Source organism: Actinacidiphila polyblastidii, assembly GCF_036353415.1.
In the GTDB taxonomy this organism is placed as follows: domain Bacteria; phylum Actinomycetota; class Actinomycetes; order Streptomycetales; family Streptomycetaceae; genus Actinacidiphila; species Actinacidiphila polyblastidii.
Genome location: NZ_JAZEWV010000002.1, coordinates 141,060 through 160,686, shown reverse-complemented (window position 1 = coordinate 160,686; position 19,627 = coordinate 141,060). Strand labels below are relative to the sequence as shown.

At 70.8% G+C, this 19,627-nt stretch carries 19 protein-coding genes and 1 pseudogene; 7 read left to right on the top strand and 13 right to left on the bottom strand.

What is annotated here, in order from left to right; translation table 11 throughout:
- Positions 1-229 precede the first annotated feature (229 nt).
- Together serS and V2S66_RS03935 are read left to right on the top strand one after the other, a co-directional pair.
- Positions 230-1,528: a serine--tRNA ligase gene (gene serS / locus V2S66_RS03940; protein WP_330793007.1), complete on the top strand. Its 1,299-nt coding sequence runs from the start codon at positions 230-232 to the stop codon at positions 1,526-1,528.
- 26 nt (positions 1,529-1,554) lie between these two features.
- Positions 1,555-2,394: an HAD family hydrolase gene (locus V2S66_RS03935; protein WP_330793006.1), complete on the top strand. Its 840-nt coding sequence runs from the start codon at positions 1,555-1,557 to the stop codon at positions 2,392-2,394.
- Here V2S66_RS03935 and V2S66_RS03930 read toward each other — a convergent pair.
- The 5 genes from V2S66_RS03930 to V2S66_RS03910 form a co-directional block, all read right to left on the bottom strand.
- Positions 2,279-3,061 (bottom strand): rhomboid-like protein, encoded by a 783-nt coding sequence (locus V2S66_RS03930; protein WP_330793005.1) that lies wholly within the window; start codon positions 3,059-3,061, stop codon positions 2,279-2,281. The genes V2S66_RS03935 and V2S66_RS03930 overlap by 116 nt on opposite strands.
- Before the next feature lie 85 nt (positions 3,062-3,146).
- A complete protein-coding gene (locus V2S66_RS03925) occupies positions 3,147-3,926 on the bottom strand; it encodes an ABC transporter permease subunit (protein ID WP_330793004.1) in 780 nt (259 codons plus the stop codon).
- Between the two features lie 15 nt (positions 3,927-3,941).
- Entirely contained in the window at positions 3,942-4,859 is a 918-nt protein-coding gene (locus V2S66_RS03920; protein ID WP_330793003.1) for an ABC transporter ATP-binding protein, read from the bottom strand.
- Entirely contained in the window at positions 4,856-5,776 is a 921-nt protein-coding gene (locus V2S66_RS03915; RefSeq protein WP_413966291.1) for an ABC transporter permease subunit, read from the bottom strand. Before V2S66_RS03915 ends, V2S66_RS03920 begins: the two co-directional genes overlap by 4 nt.
- Position 5,777: 1 nt before the next feature.
- The gene (locus V2S66_RS03910; protein WP_413966277.1) at positions 5,778-6,752 is read right to left on the bottom strand and encodes an ABC transporter ATP-binding protein; all 975 of its coding nucleotides are present in this window, start codon (positions 6,750-6,752) and stop codon (positions 5,778-5,780) included.
- A 245-nt stretch (positions 6,753-6,997) separates the two neighbouring features.
- On the opposite strand from V2S66_RS03910, the gene V2S66_RS03905 reads away from it, so the two are divergent.
- From V2S66_RS03905 to V2S66_RS03895, 3 genes are read left to right on the top strand one after another with little or no spacing between them, the layout of a single operon-like run.
- Positions 6,998-8,881, top strand: a complete 1,884-nt coding sequence (locus V2S66_RS03905) for an SDR family oxidoreductase (RefSeq protein WP_330793001.1) — start codon at positions 6,998-7,000, stop codon at positions 8,879-8,881.
- Between the two features lie 48 nt (positions 8,882-8,929).
- Positions 8,930-9,832 (top strand): metal-dependent hydrolase, encoded by a 903-nt coding sequence (locus tag V2S66_RS03900; RefSeq protein WP_330793000.1) that lies wholly within the window; start codon positions 8,930-8,932, stop codon positions 9,830-9,832.
- Positions 9,833-9,884: 52 nt separating this feature from the next.
- On the top strand, positions 9,885-10,886 hold the full coding sequence (locus tag V2S66_RS03895; RefSeq protein ID WP_330792999.1) for a MerR family transcriptional regulator: 1,002 nt from the start codon (positions 9,885-9,887) through the stop codon (positions 10,884-10,886).
- 18 nt (positions 10,887-10,904) lie between these two features.
- On the opposite strand, the gene V2S66_RS03890 is transcribed toward V2S66_RS03895, so the two are convergent.
- Positions 10,905-11,804 carry an LLM class flavin-dependent oxidoreductase gene (locus V2S66_RS03890; RefSeq protein ID WP_330792998.1) on the bottom strand — a complete coding sequence of 300 codons (900 nt, stop codon included), beginning with the start codon at positions 11,802-11,804 and terminating at the stop codon, positions 10,905-10,907.
- Between the two features lie 72 nt (positions 11,805-11,876).
- On the opposite strand from V2S66_RS03890, the gene darT reads away from it, so the two are divergent.
- Together darT and darG are read left to right on the top strand one after the other, a co-directional pair.
- Positions 11,877-12,503, top strand: coding sequence for a type II toxin-antitoxin system toxin DNA ADP-ribosyl transferase DarT (gene darT, locus V2S66_RS03885; protein WP_330793227.1), 627 nt, complete (start codon positions 11,877-11,879; stop codon positions 12,501-12,503).
- Positions 12,504-12,568: 65 nt separating this feature from the next.
- Entirely contained in the window at positions 12,569-13,630 is a 1,062-nt protein-coding gene (gene darG, locus V2S66_RS03880; RefSeq protein ID WP_330792997.1) for a type II toxin-antitoxin system antitoxin DNA ADP-ribosyl glycohydrolase DarG, read from the top strand.
- A gap of 68 nt (positions 13,631-13,698) precedes the next feature.
- Here the strand turns inward: darG and V2S66_RS03875 are convergent.
- The 7 genes and pseudogenes from V2S66_RS03875 to V2S66_RS03845 form a co-directional block, all read right to left on the bottom strand.
- Positions 13,699-13,932, bottom strand: a pseudogene (locus V2S66_RS03875) (LLM class flavin-dependent oxidoreductase); the annotation flags it as partial.
- 790 nt (positions 13,933-14,722) lie between these two features.
- Positions 14,723-14,995: a hypothetical protein gene (locus V2S66_RS03870; protein WP_330792996.1), complete on the bottom strand. Its 273-nt coding sequence runs from the start codon at positions 14,993-14,995 to the stop codon at positions 14,723-14,725.
- A gap of 363 nt (positions 14,996-15,358) precedes the next feature.
- Positions 15,359-16,240: a DUF72 domain-containing protein gene (locus V2S66_RS03865; protein WP_330792995.1), complete on the bottom strand. Its 882-nt coding sequence runs from the start codon at positions 16,238-16,240 to the stop codon at positions 15,359-15,361.
- Positions 16,241-16,286: 46 nt separating this feature from the next.
- Positions 16,287-16,946 (bottom strand): hypothetical protein, encoded by a 660-nt coding sequence (locus tag V2S66_RS03860; protein WP_330792994.1) that lies wholly within the window; start codon positions 16,944-16,946, stop codon positions 16,287-16,289.
- Positions 16,943-17,260: a hypothetical protein gene (locus tag V2S66_RS03855; RefSeq protein WP_330792993.1), complete on the bottom strand. Its 318-nt coding sequence runs from the start codon at positions 17,258-17,260 to the stop codon at positions 16,943-16,945. The genes V2S66_RS03860 and V2S66_RS03855 overlap by 4 nt, the downstream gene beginning before the upstream one ends.
- Positions 17,260-17,697, bottom strand: coding sequence for a hypothetical protein (locus tag V2S66_RS03850; protein WP_330792992.1), 438 nt, complete (start codon positions 17,695-17,697; stop codon positions 17,260-17,262). Before V2S66_RS03850 ends, V2S66_RS03855 begins: the two co-directional genes overlap by 1 nt.
- A 4-nt stretch (positions 17,698-17,701) precedes the next feature.
- Entirely contained in the window at positions 17,702-19,261 is a 1,560-nt protein-coding gene (locus tag V2S66_RS03845) for a putative T7SS-secreted protein (RefSeq protein WP_330792991.1), read from the bottom strand.
- Positions 19,262-19,627: the final 366 nt, after the last annotated feature.

Below are 19,627 nucleotides of genomic sequence, written 5' to 3'. Positions count from 1 at the left end.
CTGTGGATAACTCGCGGGGGAACCGCCTCCCAGCGGCGCCGGGAGCGTGATCAACTCCGGTTCTCCACAGGCCGGAAGGGTTCCGGGGAGGGATCGGGCGAATAGCGCCGACGAGTGCTTTTAGGCGGACCTTACGGACGTTTCTCGCCTTTCCAGCGAAGGGGACATAGCCCTTCATTACGCCCTTAAGTTGTCGCGGCGGCCACCCTCACCCCGGTAGCCTGGTCCCGTGATTGACCTTCGCCTGCTCCGTGAGGACCCCGACCGTGTGCGCGCGTCGCAGCGCGCCCGAGGAGAGGACGTCGCCCTCGTCGACTCCCTCCTCTCCGCCGACGAGCGGCGCAGGTCCTCCAGTACCCGCTTCGACGAGCTGCGCGCCGAGCAGAAGCAGCTGGGCAAGCTGATCCCCAAGGCGCAGGGCGACGAGAAGGCGAAGCTCCTCACCCGCACCAAGGAGCTGGCCGAGGCGGTCAAGGCCGCGGACGCCGAGCAGCACGAGGCCGCCGAGCAGGCCCAGCAGCTGCTGCTCCGGCTGGGCAACGTGATCCACCCCGACGTCCCGGTCGGCGGCGAGGAGGACTTCGTCGTCCTCGAACAGCACGGCGACCCGCGCGACTTCGCGGCCGAGGGGTTCACCCCCCGGGACCACCTGGAGCTCGGCGAGCTGCTCGGCGCCATCGACACCGAGCGCGGCGCCAAGGTGTCCGGCTCCCGCTTCTACTTCCTGACCGGCGTCGGCGCCCTGCTGGAGCTGGCCCTGGTCAACGCCGCCATCGCGCAGGCCACCGAGGCCGGCTTCACCCCGGTCCTCACCCCGAACCTGGTCAAGCCCGCCGCCATGGCCGGCACCGGCTACCTCGGCCAGGTCGCCGACGACGTCTACCACCTCGCCGACGACGACCTGTACCTGGTCGGCACCTCCGAGGTGCCGCTCGCCGCCTACCACATGGACGAGATCATCGACGCGGGCAAGCTGCCGCTGCGCTACGCCGGCTACTCGTCCTGCTACCGGCGCGAGGCGGGCTCGTACGGCAAGGACACCCGCGGCATCTTCCGGGTCCACCAGTTCGAGAAGGTGGAGATGTTCGTCTACACCACCCCGGAGGAGTCCGAGGCCGAGCACCAGCGGCTGCTGGCCTGGGAGAAGCAGTGGCTCGGCTCGCTGGGCCTGCCGTTCCAGGTGATCGAGCTGGCCTCCGGCGACCTCGGCTCCTCGGCCTCGCGCAAGTTCGACTGCGAGGCGTGGATCCCGACGCAGGGCAAGTACCGCGAGCTGACGTCGACCTCCAACACCACCGGCTTCCAGGCCCGCCGCCTCAACATCCGGATGCGCGACACCGCCGGCACCCGCCCGCTGCACACCCTCAACGGCACGCTGTGCGCGGTGCCCAGGACCATCGTCGCGATCCTGGAGAACCACCAGCAGGCCGACGGCTCCGTCCGCGTCCCCGAAGTGCTCCGCCCCTACCTCGGCGGCCGCGAGGTGCTGGAGCCGGTCGCCACCCCGACCCGGGCCGCCGCCAAGTGACGGGCGCGGCGCCGCTGCCGTACCGGATGGTCGCGACCGACCTGGACGGCACGCTGCTGCGCAGCGACAACACCGTCTCGCCTGCGTCGCGTGACACGCTCGCCGCCGTGGAGGCGGCGGGCGCCGCGCACATCGTGGTCACCGGACGCTCGGTGCCGTGGACCCGGCACGTCCTGGACGACCTCGGCTACCGCGGGCTCGCCGTCTGCGGGCAGGGCGCGCAGCTGTACGACGCCGGCGCGCACCGGCTGCTCACCTCCGTGACCCTCGACCGGCGGCTCGCCGGGCTGGCGCTGGCGAAGATCGAGGCCGAGGTCGGCCGGGTCGCGGTGGCCGCCAGCCGTGACGGCCTCAGCGGCGAGGTGCTGATCGGCGAGGGGTACGTCTACCACCCCGAGCTGCCGGTGATCCACATGAAGGACACCACCGAGCTGTGGGCCCAGCCGATCAACAAGCTCTACATCCAGCACCCCGGCGGCCTCGGCGACGACGGCCTGGCCGCCGCGGCGCAGGCGGCGGCCGGCGACCTGGTGGGCGTGGTCATGGCGGGCGCGGGCATCGTGGAGCTACTGCCGCTCGGGCTGACCAAGGCGACCGGGCTCGCGCTCGCCGCGCGGCGGCTCGGCGTCACCCCGCAGCAGACCGTCGCCTTCGGCGACATGCCCAACGACGTGCCGATGTTCGCCTGGGCCGGGCACGGCGTGGCGATGGCCAACGCCCACCCGGACCTGAAGGCGGTCGCCGACGAGATCACCGCCTCCAACGACGAGGACGGCATCGCGCTGGTCCTCCGCCGGCTCTTCGCGCTGCCGCCGAACGCGTCGACGCCGAGGCCGGCGCCGCCCGCGTCGGCGTCGGCGGAGTGACCGCGTAGCAGCACAGGCCGATCAGCACCGCGGAGAGGTGGCCGAGGTCGGTGAAGGTGCCGCCGTCGAACACCGGAGAGGCGAAGAAGGCCAGCACCACCGCGAGATAGCCCCAGCGCCAGGGCCGCGGCACCCGGTAGGCCAGGACGCCGACCACGCCGGCCAGACCGTAGCTGACGCCTATGTCGATGGTGTGGGCGAGCGAGCGGGGCAGCCGGTCGTCCCGGATGCCGAAGAACACCGCCTTCTGGCTGACCAGCGTCGCCCCGACGTGCGCGGTGGCCGCGACCAGCAGCCAGCGGGCGGTGCCCAGCCAGCGTTCGGCGGTGGCGTGCACCAGCTCGAACAGCAGCGCGTAGAAGAAGAAGCCGGACGGCGGCTCCGTCCAGAAGGCACTGGCCACCAGTACGCGGATCGGGTGACGGTGCAGCTCGACCAGGTTGGTGCTGATGCTGTGCAGCACGCCGATGCGCAGCCCCGGCGACATGCCCTCCGCTATCACGCTGGTGACCGCGAGTATCAGCAGCCATATGTGGGTGCCCGGCGACAAGCGCACCCGCTCGGCGGCGAGCCGCCCCACGTCCGCCGGCGTGGGACGGCGGCGCACGGCCGGGAAGAGCGCACTGCCCGGCGCGGGCTGGGAGGTCTCCTGGGCGTCTTGGGCCACGGTCCAGTTTTAACCGCGCGCCTGTGAGACCGCTGGGCGAGACCGCCGCGCCGGCCGGGCGGTCCCGTTGGGGCCGTTCGGGTGGCTACTCCTCCCCGGCGAGCTTGAGGGTGCTCAGCTTGCGCACCGCGAACCAGGTGGCGGCGCACGTCGCCACGACCAGCAGCACGACGGAGGTGGGCAGCGAGACGTCCGAGGTGACCGTGGAGTTCTCGCTGACCTTCTGCGCCACCGCCAGCGCCCACTGCTGCACGCTGAGGGTCCGCGCGCCCGGCACCAGATTGCCGACGACGCCCTCCCACACCAGGGCATAGACCAGTCCGACGACGACCGCGTGCCGGGTGATCACCCCGAGCATCAGGAAGATCGCCGCGTAGGCGACGGACGCGACGGCCGCCGCCACCGCGAAGGCGACCGCGAGCCGCTGGCCGTTGCCGTTCAGGATCAGGCCGGCGATCAGCGTCGGGACCGCGCAGAACGCGGCGGTCACCGCTATCGCGACCACCAGCTTGGTCAGGATGATGGTGGAGCGCCTGATCGGCTTGGCGAGCAGATAGACGATCGCGCCGTCGTCGATCTCCGGGCCGATCGCCCCGGTGCCGGCGATGACACCGACCAGCGGCACCATCGCGGCGAGCGCGAAGCTGCGCAGCAGGTCGGCGGTGGTGCCGTCGTCCTGCCCGGCAAGCGCGCGGACCGCGACGACGATGATCAGCAGCAGCATCGGCAGGGCGAGCAGCAGCAGCGCGCGGCGGCGGCCCAGCAGGCCGCGGTAGGTGAGCCGGGCGACGGTCGGGTGGAAGAGCGCAGGGCCCGAGGAGGGCCCGGCGGCCTGCGGGCGTGGCCCGGCGGCGGTGGTGGTCATGGTGGGTGCGCTCCTTTACGCCGTGACCAGGTAGGAGAAGACGCTCTCCAGGGACTCGTCGGACGGCGAGACCGCGTACAGCCGGATGTCATGGTCGCGGGCGATCCGCGGCAGGAACTCGGTGAACCCCGCGAAGTCGATCGCCTGGATCCGCAACGCCTTCTCCGTCCAGTCCAGCTCGATGCCGGCGGTGGAGGCGTGCGCGATGAGCACCGACGCCAGCCTGCGGTCGTCGCTGGACCGCACCAGGTAGCGGTGCGGGCGGTCGGTCATCAGGCGGCGGATCTTGCGGAAGTCGCCGGACGCCGCGTGCCGACCGGCCACCACCACCTCGATGTGGTGGGCGAGCTGCTCCACCTCCTCCAGGATGTGCGAGGAGAACAGCACGGTGCGGCCCTCCGCGCCCATCCGCCGCAGCAGCGCCATCAACTGCAGCCGCTGCCGCGGGTCCATCCCGTTGAACGGCTCGTCGAGCAACAGCACCGACGGCTCGTGGACGAGCGCCGACGCCATCTTGGCGCGCTGCCGCATGCCCTTGCTGTACGTCTCGATCCGCCGGTCCTGCGCGTACTGCATCTCCACGGTGGCCAGCGCGCGCTGGGCGGCGGCGCCCGGCTCGGGCAGGCCGTGCAGCTCGGCGTTGGCCTCGACGAACTCGCGCGCGGTCAGGAAGTCGTACATCGCCTCCCGCTCGGGGACGATGCCGATCTGCCGGTACGCCTGCTCGTTGCGCCAGATGGGGGTGGCGTCGAGGGTGACGGCGCCGCTGGAGGGGGCGAGGAAGCCGGCCATCATGTTGATGAGGGTCGACTTGCCGGCGCCGTTCGGGCCCAGCAGGCCGGTCACGCCCGGTCCGATGGTCATGGTGATGTCGTTGACCGCCACCACGTTCCCGAACCAGCGGGAGACCTTGTCGATGCCGATCGTCGTCACGACAGGCCCACCTTCCGGTAACGGCGCATCAGCAGACCGAAGCTGCCGGCCACGAGCACGAGGATGACGAGCAGGTACGCGAAGCCCGCGGCGGCGTCCGGCGGACCGGCCGCGTCCGGGAAGGCCGAGGTGGCGCCGAGGAACCAGGTCTGGAAGCCGTCGATCAGCGTGATCGGGGAGAAGAGCCCGAGCCAGCCGATGACGTGGTACTTCTCCTGGGCCGACGCCACGCCCTGCACGCTGGAGACCGCGCCGTAGGTGATGACGAACAGCGCGATGACCGCCGCGACGCCGAAGCCCCGGCGGGGTGTGACCGCCGAGATGACCAGGCCGATCCCGGCGAAGAGCAGTGACAGCAGCAGCACGGACAGCAGGCCCTTCGCGAAGCCGGCCGTCTGGTCGGTGAAGTCGAGCTTCGCCAGCAGCGCCCCGACGTAGAGGATCAGCAGCGGGAGCGCGGTCAGCATGAACAGCGCCGTGGCCAGTGCGGCGTACTTCGCGGCCACGTAGTCGACGCGCTCTATCGGCCGGGAGAAGTACAGCGGCGTCGTCTTGAAGCGCAGGTCGCGCGAGACGGACTGCGGCGCCTGCGAGGCCACGAAGAGCGTGATGACCGCCTGCAGCACCACCGGATAGCGGGTGTAGGCGACCGGCAGCTTGTCCATGTGCGTGAAGACCGCGACCGCCACCATGATCAGGGCGGGCGCGCAGATCACGCCCAGCAGGATCATCGGCAGCACCTTGGACTTGGCGCTGCGGCCGAGACCGTACGCACCGCGCAGGCTCTGGCTGAACAGCGAGACCCGGGCGTACCCCCGGCCGAGTCGCGGGCCCTCGTACTTGCGGTAGCCGATGTTGTGGATGACGTCGGTGGGCGCCGGCCGGTCGCCGGGCGGCGGCGGCGCCAGGGGTGCCACGTCAGGCTGCGTCACGGCCTTCTCCTTCCTCGCTCGGGGCGGTCGTGGTGGGGTCGTCGTCCGTGAACAGCTCGGCGATCCGGTGCCTGCGCTGCTCCATCCGGACCAGGCCGACACCGAGCTGGGCCACCGCGTTGCGCACCAGGTCGTACGTCTCGTCCTCCGCTATGTCGACCAGCAGCAAGTGGCCGCTGGGCTGCACGGTCAGGCCGGCGGCGGTCAGGATCGCCAGCAGCTCCTCCTCGCTGTCGGTGACCTCGACCGCGAGGGACGCGGTCGCCGCCGTGAACTCGCTGGTGGTGGAGGCGCGCAGCAGCCGGCCGCCGTCGATGACGACGATGTTGTCGCTGGTCCGCTCCAGCTCGCCGAGCAGGTGCGAGGTGACCAGCACGGAGATGCCGAAGTCGGTGTGGACGCGCCGGATCAGGCCGAGCATCTCGTCCCGTCCGGCCGGGTCGAGCCCGTTGGTCGGCTCGTCGAGGAGCACCAGCTTCGGGTCGTGGACCAGCGCCTGGGCGAGCTTCACCCGCTGCTTCATGCCGGTGGAGTAGCCGCCCATCGGGCGGTACCGCTCCTCGTACAGACCGACATGGCGCAGTGTGTCGGCGGTCCGCTCGCGTGCGGCGGTCGGCGGCAGGCCGGACATCCGGGCCATGTGCACCACGAACTCGGTGGCCGACACGTCCGGCGGCAGGCAGTCGTGCTCGGGCATGTAGCCGACGAGGCCGCGGATCTCGGCGCCGTCGGTGGCCACGTCGAGTCCGAGCACGGCGGCACGGCCCTCGGACGCCGGAGCCAATCCCAGAAGGATCTTGATCAGCGTCGACTTGCCGGCGCCGTTGGCCCCCACCAGCCCGGTCACTCCGGGCGTGATGTCCACGGTCAGCCGGTCCAGAGCGGTCACCCTCGGGTACCGCTTGCTCAGACTCTCGGTAGCGATCACAGTCACGAGCCCGACGGTAGTGGTGCACGCCACATCCCCGCGTCAGCCCCCAGGCGCGTATTCGCGTAATCCTGCGGGCTGACATCCCGTAGGGGTCGGTCACCCGTTCGAGCGAGGGATCTCAGGGTCGGGGGTTTTCCACAGGCCGGACGGGGGTCTTGACCCTCCCATCGGCCAATGTCACATTGATTGGTGTCATCGTTGCTGTCGGGGTCGTCGGTGCGTCGGTGGGTCGGCGGTCGCCGTGGCGGAGAGCGAGTGAGGGGCGGGTGGAAGGTATGGAAGGGACGGGCGTCGAGCCGCCGGACCCGGACCGGGCGGAAGCGGGCCAGGCGGAAGCGGGGGCGCGGGAGCGCTTCGTGGTGGGCGGCGACGGGGTGCGGCTGTGCGTCGCCGAGTACGGGGACGCCACGCTGCCCACGGTGGTGCTGCTGCACGGCTACCCGGACAGCAAGGAGGTGTGGTCCGAGGTCGCCGCGCGGCTGGCCGGCCGCTTCCACGTGGTCCTCTACGACGTGCGCGGCCACGGCAGATCCGGCGTGCCCGCCCCGCTCAGGGGCGGCTTCACCCTGGAGAAGCTCACCGCGGACTTCCTCGCGGTGGCCGAGGCGGTCAGTCCGGACCGCCCGGTGCACCTGGTCGGGCACGACTGGGGCTCGGTGCAGGGGTGGGAGTTCGCCACCGTGCCCGCCACCGAGGGCAGGCTCGCCTCCTTCACCTCGATCTCGGGACCGTGCCTCGACCACTTCGGCCACTGGATCCGCCGCCGCGCACGCCGCCCCACCCCGCGCCGCGCCGCCCAGTTGATCGGCCAGGGCGCCAAGTCCTGGTACGTGTACGCGCTGCACACGCCCGTGCTGCCCGAACTGGCATGGCGCGGCCCGCTGGGCAGGGCCTGGCCCGGGTTGCTGGCCAGGGCCGAGAGGCTCCCCGCGGACGGCTACCCCACCGCGTCCCTGGGCGACGACGCCGCCCACGGCGCCTGGCTCTACCGCGACAACGTGCGCCGCCGACTCGGCCACCCACGTGACGACGCCTACGCCCATGTCCCGGTGCAGCTCGTCACCCCGACCGGCGACGCCTTCCTCTCCGAGCGGCTCTACGACGACCTCGACCGGTGGGCGCCACGGCTCATCCGCCGTACGCTGCCCGCCAAGCACTGGGTGCCGCGCTCACGGCCCGACCAACTCGCCACCTGGATCGCGGACTTCGTGCTCGGCACGGAGGCAGGGGAGACGGGCGGAGGCACCGGCGGGAGCGAGGGCGCCGGTGGGAACGGGGGTGCCACCGCGGCGGGCTCCGCGTCGGGGGTACTCGGCAAGGGGCTCGGCGCCGCCCGCGAGCGGTTCGCCGGGCAGTTGGTCCTGGTCACCGGCGCGGCCAGCGGCATCGGGCAGGCCACGGCTCTCGCCTTCGCCGAGGCCGGCGCCCGGATCGTCGCCGTGGACCGCGACGGCGAAGGAGCTGCCCGCACCGCGGCGTCGGCGCGCGCGCTCGGCGCCCCTGGCGCGTGGCCCGAGACCGTCGACGTGTCCGACGCCGAGGCGATGGAGAAGCTCGCCGCCCGGACCCTCGACGCCCACGGCGTGCCCGACGTCGTGGTGAACAACGCGGGGATCGGCCTGGCCGGCCGTTTCCTCGACACCACGCCCCAGGACTGGAAGCAGGTCCTGGACGTCAATCTGTGGGGCGTCATCCACGGCTGCCGGCTCTTCGGGCAGCAGATGGTCGAGCGCGGTGAGGGCGGCCACCTCGTCAACATCGCCTCCGCCGCCGCCTTCCTGCCCTCTCGCGCCCTGCCCGCCTACAGCACCTCCAAGGCCGCGGTGCTGATGCTCAGCGAGTGCCTGCGCGCCGAGCTGGCCCCGCACTCCATCGGCGTCAGCGCGATATGCCCCGGCCTGGTCAACACCGCGATCACCGGCAGCGCCCGGCACACCGGCGTCGACGAGGACGAGCAGGAGCGCCGCAGGAACAGGAGCGCCAAGCTCTACGCGCGGCGCGACTACCCGCCGGAGAAGGTCGCTCGCGCCATCGTGCGCGCGGTGCGGCAGGACACCGCGGTCGTCCCGGTCACCCCCGAGGCGCGCGGCGCCCGGCTGCTGTCCCGGCTGTCCCCCGGCGCGCTGCGGGCGCTCGCCCGCGTCGACCCGCCCCTCTGACCCGTCCCTCTGACCCGTTCCCAGGACCCTCGGCAAGGAGACCATCCGATGAGTCACGCGATCAGGCCGCGCCGCGTCTCGTTCGACTGGAAGCAGACGCCCCTGCACTGGATTCCGGACGAGCCGACCGCGACCCACGTCATCAACGTGCTGCACCTGCTGCTGCCCGCGGGGGAGCGCTGGTTCGTCAAGGTGTTCAAGGAGGCGCTGCCGCTGGTCAGCGACGAGCGGCTGCTCAAGGACGTCAAGGGGTTCATGGGCCAGGAGGCCACCCACAGCGTCCAGCACGCCTACGTGCTGGAGCACCTCGCCGAGCAGGATCTCGACACCACCGGCTACACCCGGCACGTGGAGTGGATGTTCGACGTCCTGCTCGGCGAGAAGCCGCCGGCCGGCCTGCCGGTGCCGGCCCGCGAGTGGCTGCGCTTCCGGCTGTCGCTGATCGCCGCGATCGAGCACTTCACCGCGGTCCTCGGGGACTGGATCCTGGACGCGGACGCGCTGGACGGCGCGGGCACCGACGAGGTCATGCTCGACCTGCTGCGCTGGCACGGCGCCGAGGAGGTGGAGCACCGGGCGGTCGCCTTCGACATGTACCAGCACGCCGGCGGCAAGGGCGTCCTCCGCTATCTGAGGCGCGTCGAGGGCATGGCGCTGGCCTGGCCCATGCTGGTCTACCTGTGGGTCGCCGGCGCCCGGTTCATGATGCGGCACGACCCGCAGCTCACCGGGGCCCGGTACCGCTTCAAGGACCACGGTGCCGCCGCCCGCCGCGGTCTGCTGCCCAGCTGGTCCTCGCTGAACGCCGCCATGCCGCGATACCTGCGCCGGTCGTACCATCCGTCCCAGGAGGGGTCGATGCGCAAGGCCGTGGAGTACCTGGCGATATCCCCGGCGGCGCGGGCCGTCGCGGACACCGGCAGCGCGGCAGGGCACGCCGCGGCCTCCTGACCGGCCGGCGCCCCGCGGACGCCACAGCACCAACAGCACCGAGGAGTGAGGCGTGACCACCGCCGACGCGCAGCCCGCGTACCGGATCGAGGACCTGTCCCGGCTGAGCGGGACCACCGTCCGCACCATCCGTGCGTACACCGACCGCGGGCTGCTGCCGAAGCCGGACCGCAGCGGCCGGGCCAACGTGTACGACGACACGCACCTGGCCCGGCTGCGGCAGATCGCGGAGCTGCTGGAGCGCGGCTACACCCTGGCCAGCATCAAGGAGCTGCTGGCCGCCTGGGACGCGGGCACCGGTCTCGGCGGCGTCCTCGGACTGGTCGGCGAGGTCGACCGGCCGTGGTCCGACGAGCGACCGGCGCGGATCAGCCTGGACGAGCTGACGCAGGCGTTCGGCGGTGTGACGGACCTGTCGGCGGTCCAGGAGGCGTTGCAGCTCGGCGTGCTGGAGCCGGTGCCCGGCAGCGCCGAGGAGTTCTTGGTGCCCAGTCCGCAGGAGCTGGCGGTCGCCGTCGAACTCCACACCGCCGGGGTGCCGCTGGCGGCGATCACCGGTCACCTGCGGGAGCTGCGCACCCAGGTGGAGCACATCTCCGAGCGGTTCCTGGAGTTCACCACGGAGTACGTCTTCCAGCGGTTCCTCCAGCACCCGCCGACCGACGCGGAGGCCGAGGAGGCCGCCGGGCTGGTCCGCCGGCTGCGCCCGCTGGCCCAGCAGACGGTGGACGCGGAGCTGGCGCGGGCGATGCGCACCCGGGCGACCGCCCACATCCGCAGGCACCTGGCCGAGGCGGCGCTGACCTCCCCGCTCCCCTCGGACGAGGCCGTTCATCCCACCAGCGGCGCACACGAGAACGGTGGCGCGCAGAATGCCGCGCAGGACAGCGTCGCGGCTGTCGCGCTGCCGTCCGCCACGTTCGAGGTGGTGCGCGCGCTGGTGGGCGAGGCGCAGGTGGCGGCATTCGTGGCGGCGGCCGCCGAGCGCGAGGTGGCGGCCCGCCGGATGAACGCGCTGGCCGCCACCGCCCCCGCGGCGCCGGACGGCGACTGAGCCGGGCGCGGTGCGGTCTCAGGCGAGCCGGGCCGCGCCCTCGGTGGCGATCCGCTCGAAGACGTCCTGGTCGTAGGCGAAGTCGGAGTCCGGGATGGGCCAGTGCACCACGATCTCGTCGATGCCGGCCTCGGCGTGCCGTCCGGCGAACTCGGTGAAGGCGTCCACCGAGGCGAACGGCGCCAGCCGGTCCGGTGTGAAGCCGGTGAGCAGGATCTTCGGCACGTCCGCCGGGTCCCGGCCCTCCGCCTCCAGGGCCGCGGAGATCCGCTCCACCTGCCCCCGCACCGCGGCGAGCGACTGCTCCGGCGTACCGGTCTCGTACAGCGCCGGGTCACCGGTGGTCACCCACGCCTGCCCGTGCCGCGCGGCCAGCCGCATGCCGCGCGGCCCGGTCGCGGCGACCGCGAAGGGCAGCCGCGGCCGCTGCACGCACCCCGGGATCGTCCGCGCTTCGACCGCGGAGTAGAAGGTGCCCTTGGCGGTGACGTCCGGCTCGGTCAGCAGCCGGTCGAGCAGCGCGGTGAACTCGGCGAACCGGTCAGCCCGTTCCCGCGGCGACCACTCCTCGCCGCCCAGCACCACCGCGTCGAACCCCGTCCCGCCGGCCCCGATCCCCAGCGTGATCCGCCCGCCGCTCACGTCGTCGAGCGTCATCAGCTCCTTCGCGAGCGTCACCGGATGCCGGAAGTTCGGCGACGTCACGAGCGTCCCCAGCCGCATCCGCTCCGTCACCCCGGCCGCCGCGGTGAGCGTGGGAACCGCCCCGAACCACGTCCCCGCCCGAAACGGCTCCCGCCACGACAGGTGGTCATACGTGTACGCGGTCCCGAACCCCAACTCCTCAGCCCGCCGCCACACCTCCCGCCCCTGCTCGTGCCAGCGGTAGATCGGCAGGATCACAGTGCTCAGTCGCATGGGTCGAGCCTACGAGAGACCGAGGGCCACGGGGCTCCGGCGAGTCTGGGGGCCCTAGAATCACGACCCGTGATGGACACCGCCGACCCTCGCCTCCTGCACTTCACCCATGTGAAGAACTTGGCGGGGATCGCAGCGTCCGGGCTTGTCGCCGACCAGCAGAAACCTGCCGGAACAGTCGAGTGCGCCGACCTTAGTATCAAGGAGCGCCGACGTACTCAGGTTGTGTCGGCGGGGCCGGGTGGTGTCGTTGCCGACTACGCGCCTTTCTACTTCGCACCGCGGTCGCCGATGCTGTACCGCATCCACAAGGGCGGCGTGCAGACGTATTCGGGACGGCAGGATGAGCTGGTTTACCTGGTATCCCGCGTGTCACAGGTGCAGCGGCACGCCCTTGCATGGGCTGCGACCGACCGTAACGCCGCTCTCGCCACGGCCAAATACACGGACCGGGCAGTTGAACTCGCCTCGCACGTCGACTGGGCGGTCATGGAGGCCGTCGTCTGGACGAACACGGAAAGCGACGGTTCACGGCGCGAGCGTCGGATGGCGGAGTTCCTGGTCCACCACGCCCTGCCATGGACCGCTGTCGTCGGCATCGTGGTGCAGACACCGCCGATGGCGGCGGAGGTCAGGTCGATCATCGCCACCGCAGGCCATGTGCCACAGGTCGCTGTCGTACCTCAGTGGTACTTCTAGACATGCCCTGACAGCACCGATCGGCTACCTGCGATCCTGGAAGACAGATGGAGGGAGGTCAAGCAATGATCACTGAGACTCACGGGAACCTGCTCCGTGACGACGCGCAGGCTCTGGTGAACACCGTCAACACCGTGGGGGTCATGGGCAAGGGCATCGCCTTGCAGTTCAAGCGTGCCTTCCCCCAAGTCTTCGACATCTACGTTGCCGCCTGCAAGGCGGGTCAAGTACGGCCAGGCGTGGTTCAGGCGGTCCCCCTACCCGGAGATCGGTGGGTGCTGAACTTCCCCACGAAGAGACATTGGCGTGAGCCGTCACGCATGGAGGACATCCGTGCCGGCTTGGACGACCTGGTTCGTGTCGTCAGTGAGCTGAAGATCACAAGCATCGCCGTGCCTCCGCTCGGCTGCGGCAACGGCGGTCTGCCGTGGCCCGAGGTGCGGGCCCTGATCATCGACAGGCTCCAGTGTCTCGACGCTGATATCCGGCTTTACGGGCTCGGCACTCCGCCTCCTGAGGACATGCCTACCGCGACTCCCGCCCCGGAGCTGAACCAACAGCGGGCCAGGTTTCTCGCAGCGGTACAGCGGTACATCGCCAGCGCCTGGGCCGCGGGCATCACCGAGGTACCCAAAGCGTCACTGCTGGAGTTCCACAAGGTCGCCTATCTTCTGCAGAGTGCCGGGATCAACCTTGGTCTGCAATTCGAAGCCGGGCACTACGGTCCCTACTCACTCGGCCTTGACCGGGCGATGGCAGCGTTGGAAGGTCATCAGGTGATCGGTTTCGGCGATGGCACGGGCGGCGCACGTGCTGACATCGGCTTGCGACCGGACGCCGCCGCGAAGGTCGAAGAGGCCGTGGATGGAGACAGTGAGTTCGAGCGGGCCTGGGCTCAGCTCAGCCAGGCGTTCGCCGGCTATGAGTATCCCGAGGGAATGGAGTTGCTGGCCAGCGTACATTTCCTGGCCACTCGCGATGGCGGTCGCCCCCGCAATGCGGCTGACGTGGCGCATGACCTTGCCGCGTGGAGTGCGCGGAAGCAACGGCTCTTCCCGACCGATGACGCTTTGAGCGCCTGGGCCAGGCTGAACGAGACGCGATTCTTCGCAACAGCAGTTCAGTAATCCACAGCCACACACGTCAGCCGTGATGATGGATCCAGCAAAGCCGCAGGTCAGCCCGCGATGCATGAACGAGGATCGGCCGACGTCGCGAGCCTCCCCAACCGCATCCGCTCCGTCACCCCGGCCGCCGCGGTGAGCGTGGGAACCGCCCCGAACCACGTCCCCGCCCGAAACGGCTCCCGCCACGACAGGTGGTCATACGTGTACGCGGTCCCGAACCCCAACTCCTCAGCCCGCCGCCACACCTCCCGCCCCTGCTCGTGCCAGCGGTAGATCGGCAGGAATACAGTGCTCAGACGCATGAGGACGACGATACGGCCCGGCCCTCCCGCCTCCTCGCGCACCAGAGCCGTGACCGCAACGGTTCGCCGGCTCGCGACGCGCGGCACGGCGCATCCACCCGCGAGCCGTCCCCCTGTGGGATGGGCCGGCCGGCCATCCGCTACGAGTTCCCACTCTTTCTCGCAGTTCGATCATCCGGGCCAGTGGTCACGAGAAGAACTTGACCACCTCGGCAGGGGCCGAACCATTCCTGCGCCACCGACTGAGCAGATGGGCGGCAGCATGGTGAAATTCCCCGACTGCACCGGATTCGCGACCGGATTCTCCACATCCCCAATCCCAGCGCGCAACACCATGTCGCTCACCGGAACACCCCTCGCGTCGCAAACACGCACCTCTCCAGCCGTTTCGTCGAGGCGCAAAAAGGACCGCATGTCCTCGCCGCACCTGGCCTGGTAGACGTGTATCCGCTCGGTGCTCTTCACGAGGAGCAGCTGAAACGAATATGGCATGCGTCATTCCTCCGCGCTGAGGCGTCGTCCGAAACCGTCGCGAGCGGCAGCCGCAGGGGCCCATGTGTGTCCGGCGTCGAGTGTAGCCTGGTGCGGCGCCTTGTAGCTCTGGCTGCCCGTCTCTCTCATGTGCCTGGATTCGTACAGTTCGTGACGGGGCAAATCGATATCGGCAGGATGCGGAGTTCCGTTCCTGAGTCGAACCCACGCCTCGGCTATTCGTGGATTGGCATCGAAACGCGCGACCGCCGCATGCCCGTAACTGTCCAGCAGTGCTCCTCGTTGAACCGATAGTCCTTTACCTGTTGAATTTCGGCGTGCGAAAACCCGTGCTCCGCCTCCCCCGGACACGTCGCAATTCTCCGCCGGTTTGCAGGAGACGATCGACTTCCGTCATCCCCTGGAGGCCGGCACGCAGCGCGGACGGCAATCTCCCGAGGGCTCGGATGGCGGCGGCACTGTTCCTCAGACCCGTGACCGCGCCTCGCACACCTTCGACGCCGATCTTCAGCAGGCCGCCGGCCTTGTACAGCTCCGCGAGCTTGCCCAGCGAGGTCAGGCCCTTGGTCATCGGGAGTCGGACGTCGCAGTCGCCGTATGCACCCAGTCCTGCGCGCCACTCAAACCAGCCTGCGCCGTACCCAGCCGGCTCTGCGCCGCACGCCCGTCCGCCAGCGCCCGGTCCGCCTGGTACTGCGCGTGCTCCAGATCCGGCCCGTACGACTCCAACGCCTCCGCGGCTATCCGATAAGACGGTGCCAATCCGACGGCCGCCCCATCCCACACTCCCCCCCGAAGTGCCCATGGCTTCCCCGCAACGACGCGCCGTACATCGTGGCAGTTCCCCCACGCGGCCCGCCAGGGCAGGCCGTCCCGTACCGGCGCTCGGCGGTGCGGGGTCTGCGACGCGGTGCACCGTGCGTCGCGGGCCCCCTCACGGTTCGAGCAGGACCCGCATCGACTCCGCCGCGCGGACGGCTGCGTCGGCGCAGCAGTTGTTGAAGAGGACGTGGACCTCGCGTGCCTGCGATGCCATCGCGCGGATGCGGGGGGTCCACTCGGAGAGCTCGGCGGGCGTGTAGGTGTGGCGGAACCGTTCCTCCTTGGAGCCGGTGCCCCAGGCGGTGCTGCGGCCGTGGAAGCGCACCACGGCCAGGTGGGGGGAGGTGACGGGGGCGACGGGGGGCACCGAGGCGGGGAGGCCCTGCGCCATGTCGACGGCCACGGCGGCCGCGTCCAGCTCCGTGAGCAGCGCTGATGTCGCGGCGACGCGGTCTGGGTGCCACCAGCCGGGATGCCGGAACTCCATGGCCACCGGCCAGCCCGCGGTGCGCTCGCGGCAGCGGCGCAGGAACTCCGCCGCCGGCCTCCCCGGCGCGAGCCGGCTCGGGAACTGGAAGAGGAGGGTGCCCAGGCGTTCCGCCCGGCGCAGCGGTTCGAGGGCCGCGCTGAACCGTTCCCACACCTCGTCGAGCAGACCGGGGTCGGTGCCGGCGCGTTCCTGTTGCCGGTCCCGCTGCCGGGCGAGCGCCGGACGCAGGTCGACCGGCAGGGCGTCCGGCCGGGTCGGATGGCCGGTCAGCAGGGAGAACGCCTTCACGTTGAAGCGGAAGCCGTCGGGGGTGCGCTCCGCCCACAGCCGGCTGTTGCGGGCGCTGGGCAGGCCGTAGTAGGTGGCGTCCACCTCCACGACCGGGAACTGCGCGGCGTAGTGCCGCAGCCTGCCCTCCGGGTCACGGTGGCCGGACGGGTACCAGCCACTGGACACCAGCGCCTTGTCCGTCCACGAGCACGTCCCGACCCGGATCTCTCCCATGCCGCCCGTCTGCCCCGGCCGCGACCGGATCAGGCCGCCGGGCGCGCTACGGCGTCGCGGCGGGGACGAAGCGGAAGGTGGAGGTCACCGCGTCGAAGATGTCGTGGAACGCGTCGGCCAGGTCCAGCACCGGCGAAGCTCCGGAGATGAGCACGATCTCCTCGGGCCGCCCCGGGATCGGCACGTACGTCTGGGTCAGCGCCATGCGGACGGTCCGCGGATCGCCCTGCTCGACCGGCACGTCCTCGACGCCGTGGGTCCGGGCGCACAGGCCGACCTCGGCGATCTCGACGGTGGTCACCTTGCGCCAGGCGTCGCCGTCCCGGCGCGGGGTGATCGTCCTCAGGCTCTCGGCGACGGCCTGCGGGTCGGTGGACAGCGCCACCCCCTGCGCGTTGGCGGCGCTCAGCACGGTGACCGTCACGGTCGCGGTCAGCGGCACCCCGCCGAGGTTCTCGGCCATGCAGCCCAGGTAGAGAGCGCCCGAGTCGTGGGCGTCCCGCGCCATCCGCCGCAGCAGGGTGCTGAGGTCGTTGCGGTAGGGGGCCAGCTCCGGCACCGCCCGTACCCGTTCGTCGACGATCCGCCGTACGGTCGCCTCGCGCCCCTCGGGCCGGATGTCGAACTCCCACCAGGACGCGGGCACCGCGAGCGACACCCCGACGGGCGCCGCGACCGGCACCGCTTCGCGCTCCGCGGCCGTCACTGCTTCCCGCCCTGCGGTTCCGTGGACTTCGCCAGCTGCTGCGCGAGGTCGGTGTCGACCTTGCGCATCTCCCGGACCACGGTGTTCGCCATCTTCTCCAGACCGTCCAGCTGCTTGTGGATGTCGCCGCGCCCGTCCTTCCAGTTGTGCTCGAAGTGGTCGAGCGCGTCCACGACCGAGCCGTCGCCCATGTCCTCCTCGAACGCCCGGAGCGTCGCCTTCGTGTCGTCCAGCCGCGACACGATCGACCCGAGGCGCTGCGCGAAGTCCTCCAGGAGGTCGATCGGGATGGCCAGCCTGTCGTCGCCCGCCATCACGCGTCCTCTTCCTCTTCGGGGACGTACGGACCGTCGATGACGTAGGCGTCCTCGCTGTCCAGCGCTTCGACGTTCAGCCGTACGAGTTCGCGTGAACCGTCGGGCTTCACCAGCGTCATCCGGTAAGGGTCGGGAGAATCGTCGCTCACCAGCAGGTGTGCCTGAAAACGGCGGGCGAAATCGGCTACCAGCACGTCCCGTTCCGCTGCCTCCGTGCGTGCGCTTCGCGCGAAGAAGGAAAGGTGCGCGGGGAAGTCCCCCGCCAGCTCGCCCGTTTCGACCAGGAGCTCGATGTCGTCGCCGAGCGCCCCGCCGCGGTCGTCCTCCGACTCGACCACGACCGCCGAGTCGGGAATGCCGAATCCGCGGGCCGCCCAGGACGCGAGCTCCTGCGAGGAGGTCGGCTTGTCCGCGAGGATCTCTTCAAGAAACACTGCGCTACCTCTGCGATCGGTGGGAAGAGAAGACCTGTTCGGCGAGGCTGACCTGAGCCGGATCGATCTTCTCACGCTGCAGTTGCAAGGCCACCTCGGGCGTATTGCCGCCGGCTTGGATGAGAAGCTGCAGCGCCCGATAGGAGCCCCGGTCCATCTCCACGATTCCGTCGCCGGAAACGGGATAGGCGTGGCCGCCTTCCACCCGGTAGGTACGGCCGTTGATCTCGTAGTCATTGCCCTTGCGGACGGCCTGGCCGGCATTGATGCCGTCGATGTCCGCTGCCACGTCGACGTGCGGGAGGACGACGGAGTTGGCGTCCTTGCGGGGCATCTTCGGCCGAATGCGATCCAGCATGTGCCGGTCGTTGGGCTGTCCGGCCGGAATCTTCGGGATGTTGCGCGCACCGCCGCCGCCGTCGCCGACCGCGTTCATCAGCGCCTTGAGCGAACCGGCGTCGACGACCGGGAAGCGCATCCCCTCGGGGGTCTCCGCGATCCTGACGATGTCGCGCAGGGCGTCCGGCAGGCCCTTGGCGATGATCCTCGCGCCCTCGCCGAGGGCACGCACCGCCGCGGCCATGTTCCTGAGGCCGGTGACGGCGCCGCGGACGCCTTCGACGCCGATCTTCAGCAGGCCGCCGGCCTTGTACAGCTCCGCGAGCTTGCCCAGCGAGGTCAGGCCCTTGGTCATCGGGATGCAGTCCAGCGCCGCGAAGAACACGTCCCACAGGCTGGCCTTGCCCTGGATGTACTTCATGACGGTGTCCGCCAGGACGACCAGCGCCGCGGCGACCACGAGCCAGGCCAGCGGCCCGCCGATGATCAGCACGACGATGCCGAGGATCGCCACGATCCACTTGCACACCGTCACGATCTCGTCCCAGTGGTCCGCGACCCAGTGCACCGCCTTCTGCCACCAGTGCCGGTTGTGGATGCCCGCGTCCGACGCCTCATGCAGCCGGGCAACCGTCCGCTTGGCCGCGTCCTCCCGCATCCCCCGCGCCTGCTCCGCCAGCCGCTTCGCCGCGTCCAGCGCCGACTGCGCACTGGAAACCGCCTGCTGGGCATGCACCTGCTGCGCCTTGGCCGCCGCCAGATCGCGCGTGGCCCGCCGCACCTGCTCCGAATCCGGCGCCGGCACCGTCGCACCAGGGTGCTTCACCGGATCGTAGGAGTCGGACGTCGCAGTCGCCGTATGCACCCAGTCCTGCGCGCCACTCAAACCAGCCTGCGCCGTACCCAGCCGGCTCTGCGCCGCACGCCCGTCCGCAAGCGCCCGGTCCGCCTGGTACTGCGCGTGCTCCAGATCCGGCCCGTACGACTCCAACGCCTCCGCGGCTATCCGATAAGACGTGTGCAACTTCTCCAGGTTCTTCGGCGTCGACCCGAACTCATCGCGGAACGCATCCGCCGACAACCCCGCCCACGACAGGACCGCCTCCTCCGACTGCATCCCCCTCACCAGCCGAAGCGCCGACTCCACATCATCGGCGAACTCATGCAGCTGCAACGAAAGCGCCTTCACCCGCGACGGATCACCCGGCGTCGGGTCACCATCCATGTCGAGTACGTGCCAATCCGACGGCCGCCCCATCCCACACTCCCCCCGGAGTCATCCCGCCTCATCGGCGACGACATAGACATCAGCCTAGGCACACCTCCCGCCGGGCCGACAGACCATCCCGGCCCCGCGGAGCTACACGGCGCGCTCACGTGCGGGAGTGGAGCACGCGGCCTTTCGGGCCGTCGGGTGGGGTCGCGGGCGGCGTCGCCGGTCCCCGTACTGCTGAGCCGCCGTCATGCCGGGCCGACCGAATTGCGCCGTACGGGTGGCGTTGATGTGTATATCGGCGGACCCGAGGTGCGGCTCCCCGGAATCTGTGCTCGCTTCCGCATGATCGGACTAGTCAGTTCACCGGATCACGGA

Excerpts from the sequence above, each read along its gene's own strand:
- V2S66_RS03935 (WP_330793006.1), top strand. The coding sequence starts at position 1,555 with ATGGTCGCGACCGACCTGGACGGCACGCTGCTGCGCAGCGACAACACC.
- V2S66_RS03925 (WP_330793004.1), bottom strand. The coding sequence starts at position 3,926 with ATGACCACCACCGCCGCCGGGCCACGCCCGCAGGCCGCCGGGCCCTCC.
- V2S66_RS03905 (WP_330793001.1), top strand. The coding sequence starts at position 6,998 with ATGGAAGGGACGGGCGTCGAGCCGCCGGACCCGGACCGGGCGGAAGCG.
- V2S66_RS03900 (WP_330793000.1), top strand. The coding sequence starts at position 8,930 with ATGAGTCACGCGATCAGGCCGCGCCGCGTCTCGTTCGACTGGAAGCAG.
- V2S66_RS03890 (WP_330792998.1), bottom strand. The coding sequence starts at position 11,804 with ATGCGACTGAGCACTGTGATCCTGCCGATCTACCGCTGGCACGAGCAG.
- darT (WP_330793227.1), top strand. The coding sequence starts at position 11,877 with ATGGACACCGCCGACCCTCGCCTCCTGCACTTCACCCATGTGAAGAAC.
- darG (WP_330792997.1), top strand. The coding sequence starts at position 12,569 with ATGATCACTGAGACTCACGGGAACCTGCTCCGTGACGACGCGCAGGCT.
- V2S66_RS03870 (WP_330792996.1), bottom strand. The coding sequence starts at position 14,995 with ATGACCAAGGGCCTGACCTCGCTGGGCAAGCTCGCGGAGCTGTACAAG.
- V2S66_RS03865 (WP_330792995.1), bottom strand. The coding sequence starts at position 16,240 with ATGGGAGAGATCCGGGTCGGGACGTGCTCGTGGACGGACAAGGCGCTG.
- V2S66_RS03855 (WP_330792993.1), bottom strand. The coding sequence starts at position 17,260 with ATGGCGGGCGACGACAGGCTGGCCATCCCGATCGACCTCCTGGAGGAC.
- V2S66_RS03845 (WP_330792991.1), bottom strand. The coding sequence starts at position 19,261 with ATGGATGGTGACCCGACGCCGGGTGATCCGTCGCGGGTGAAGGCGCTT.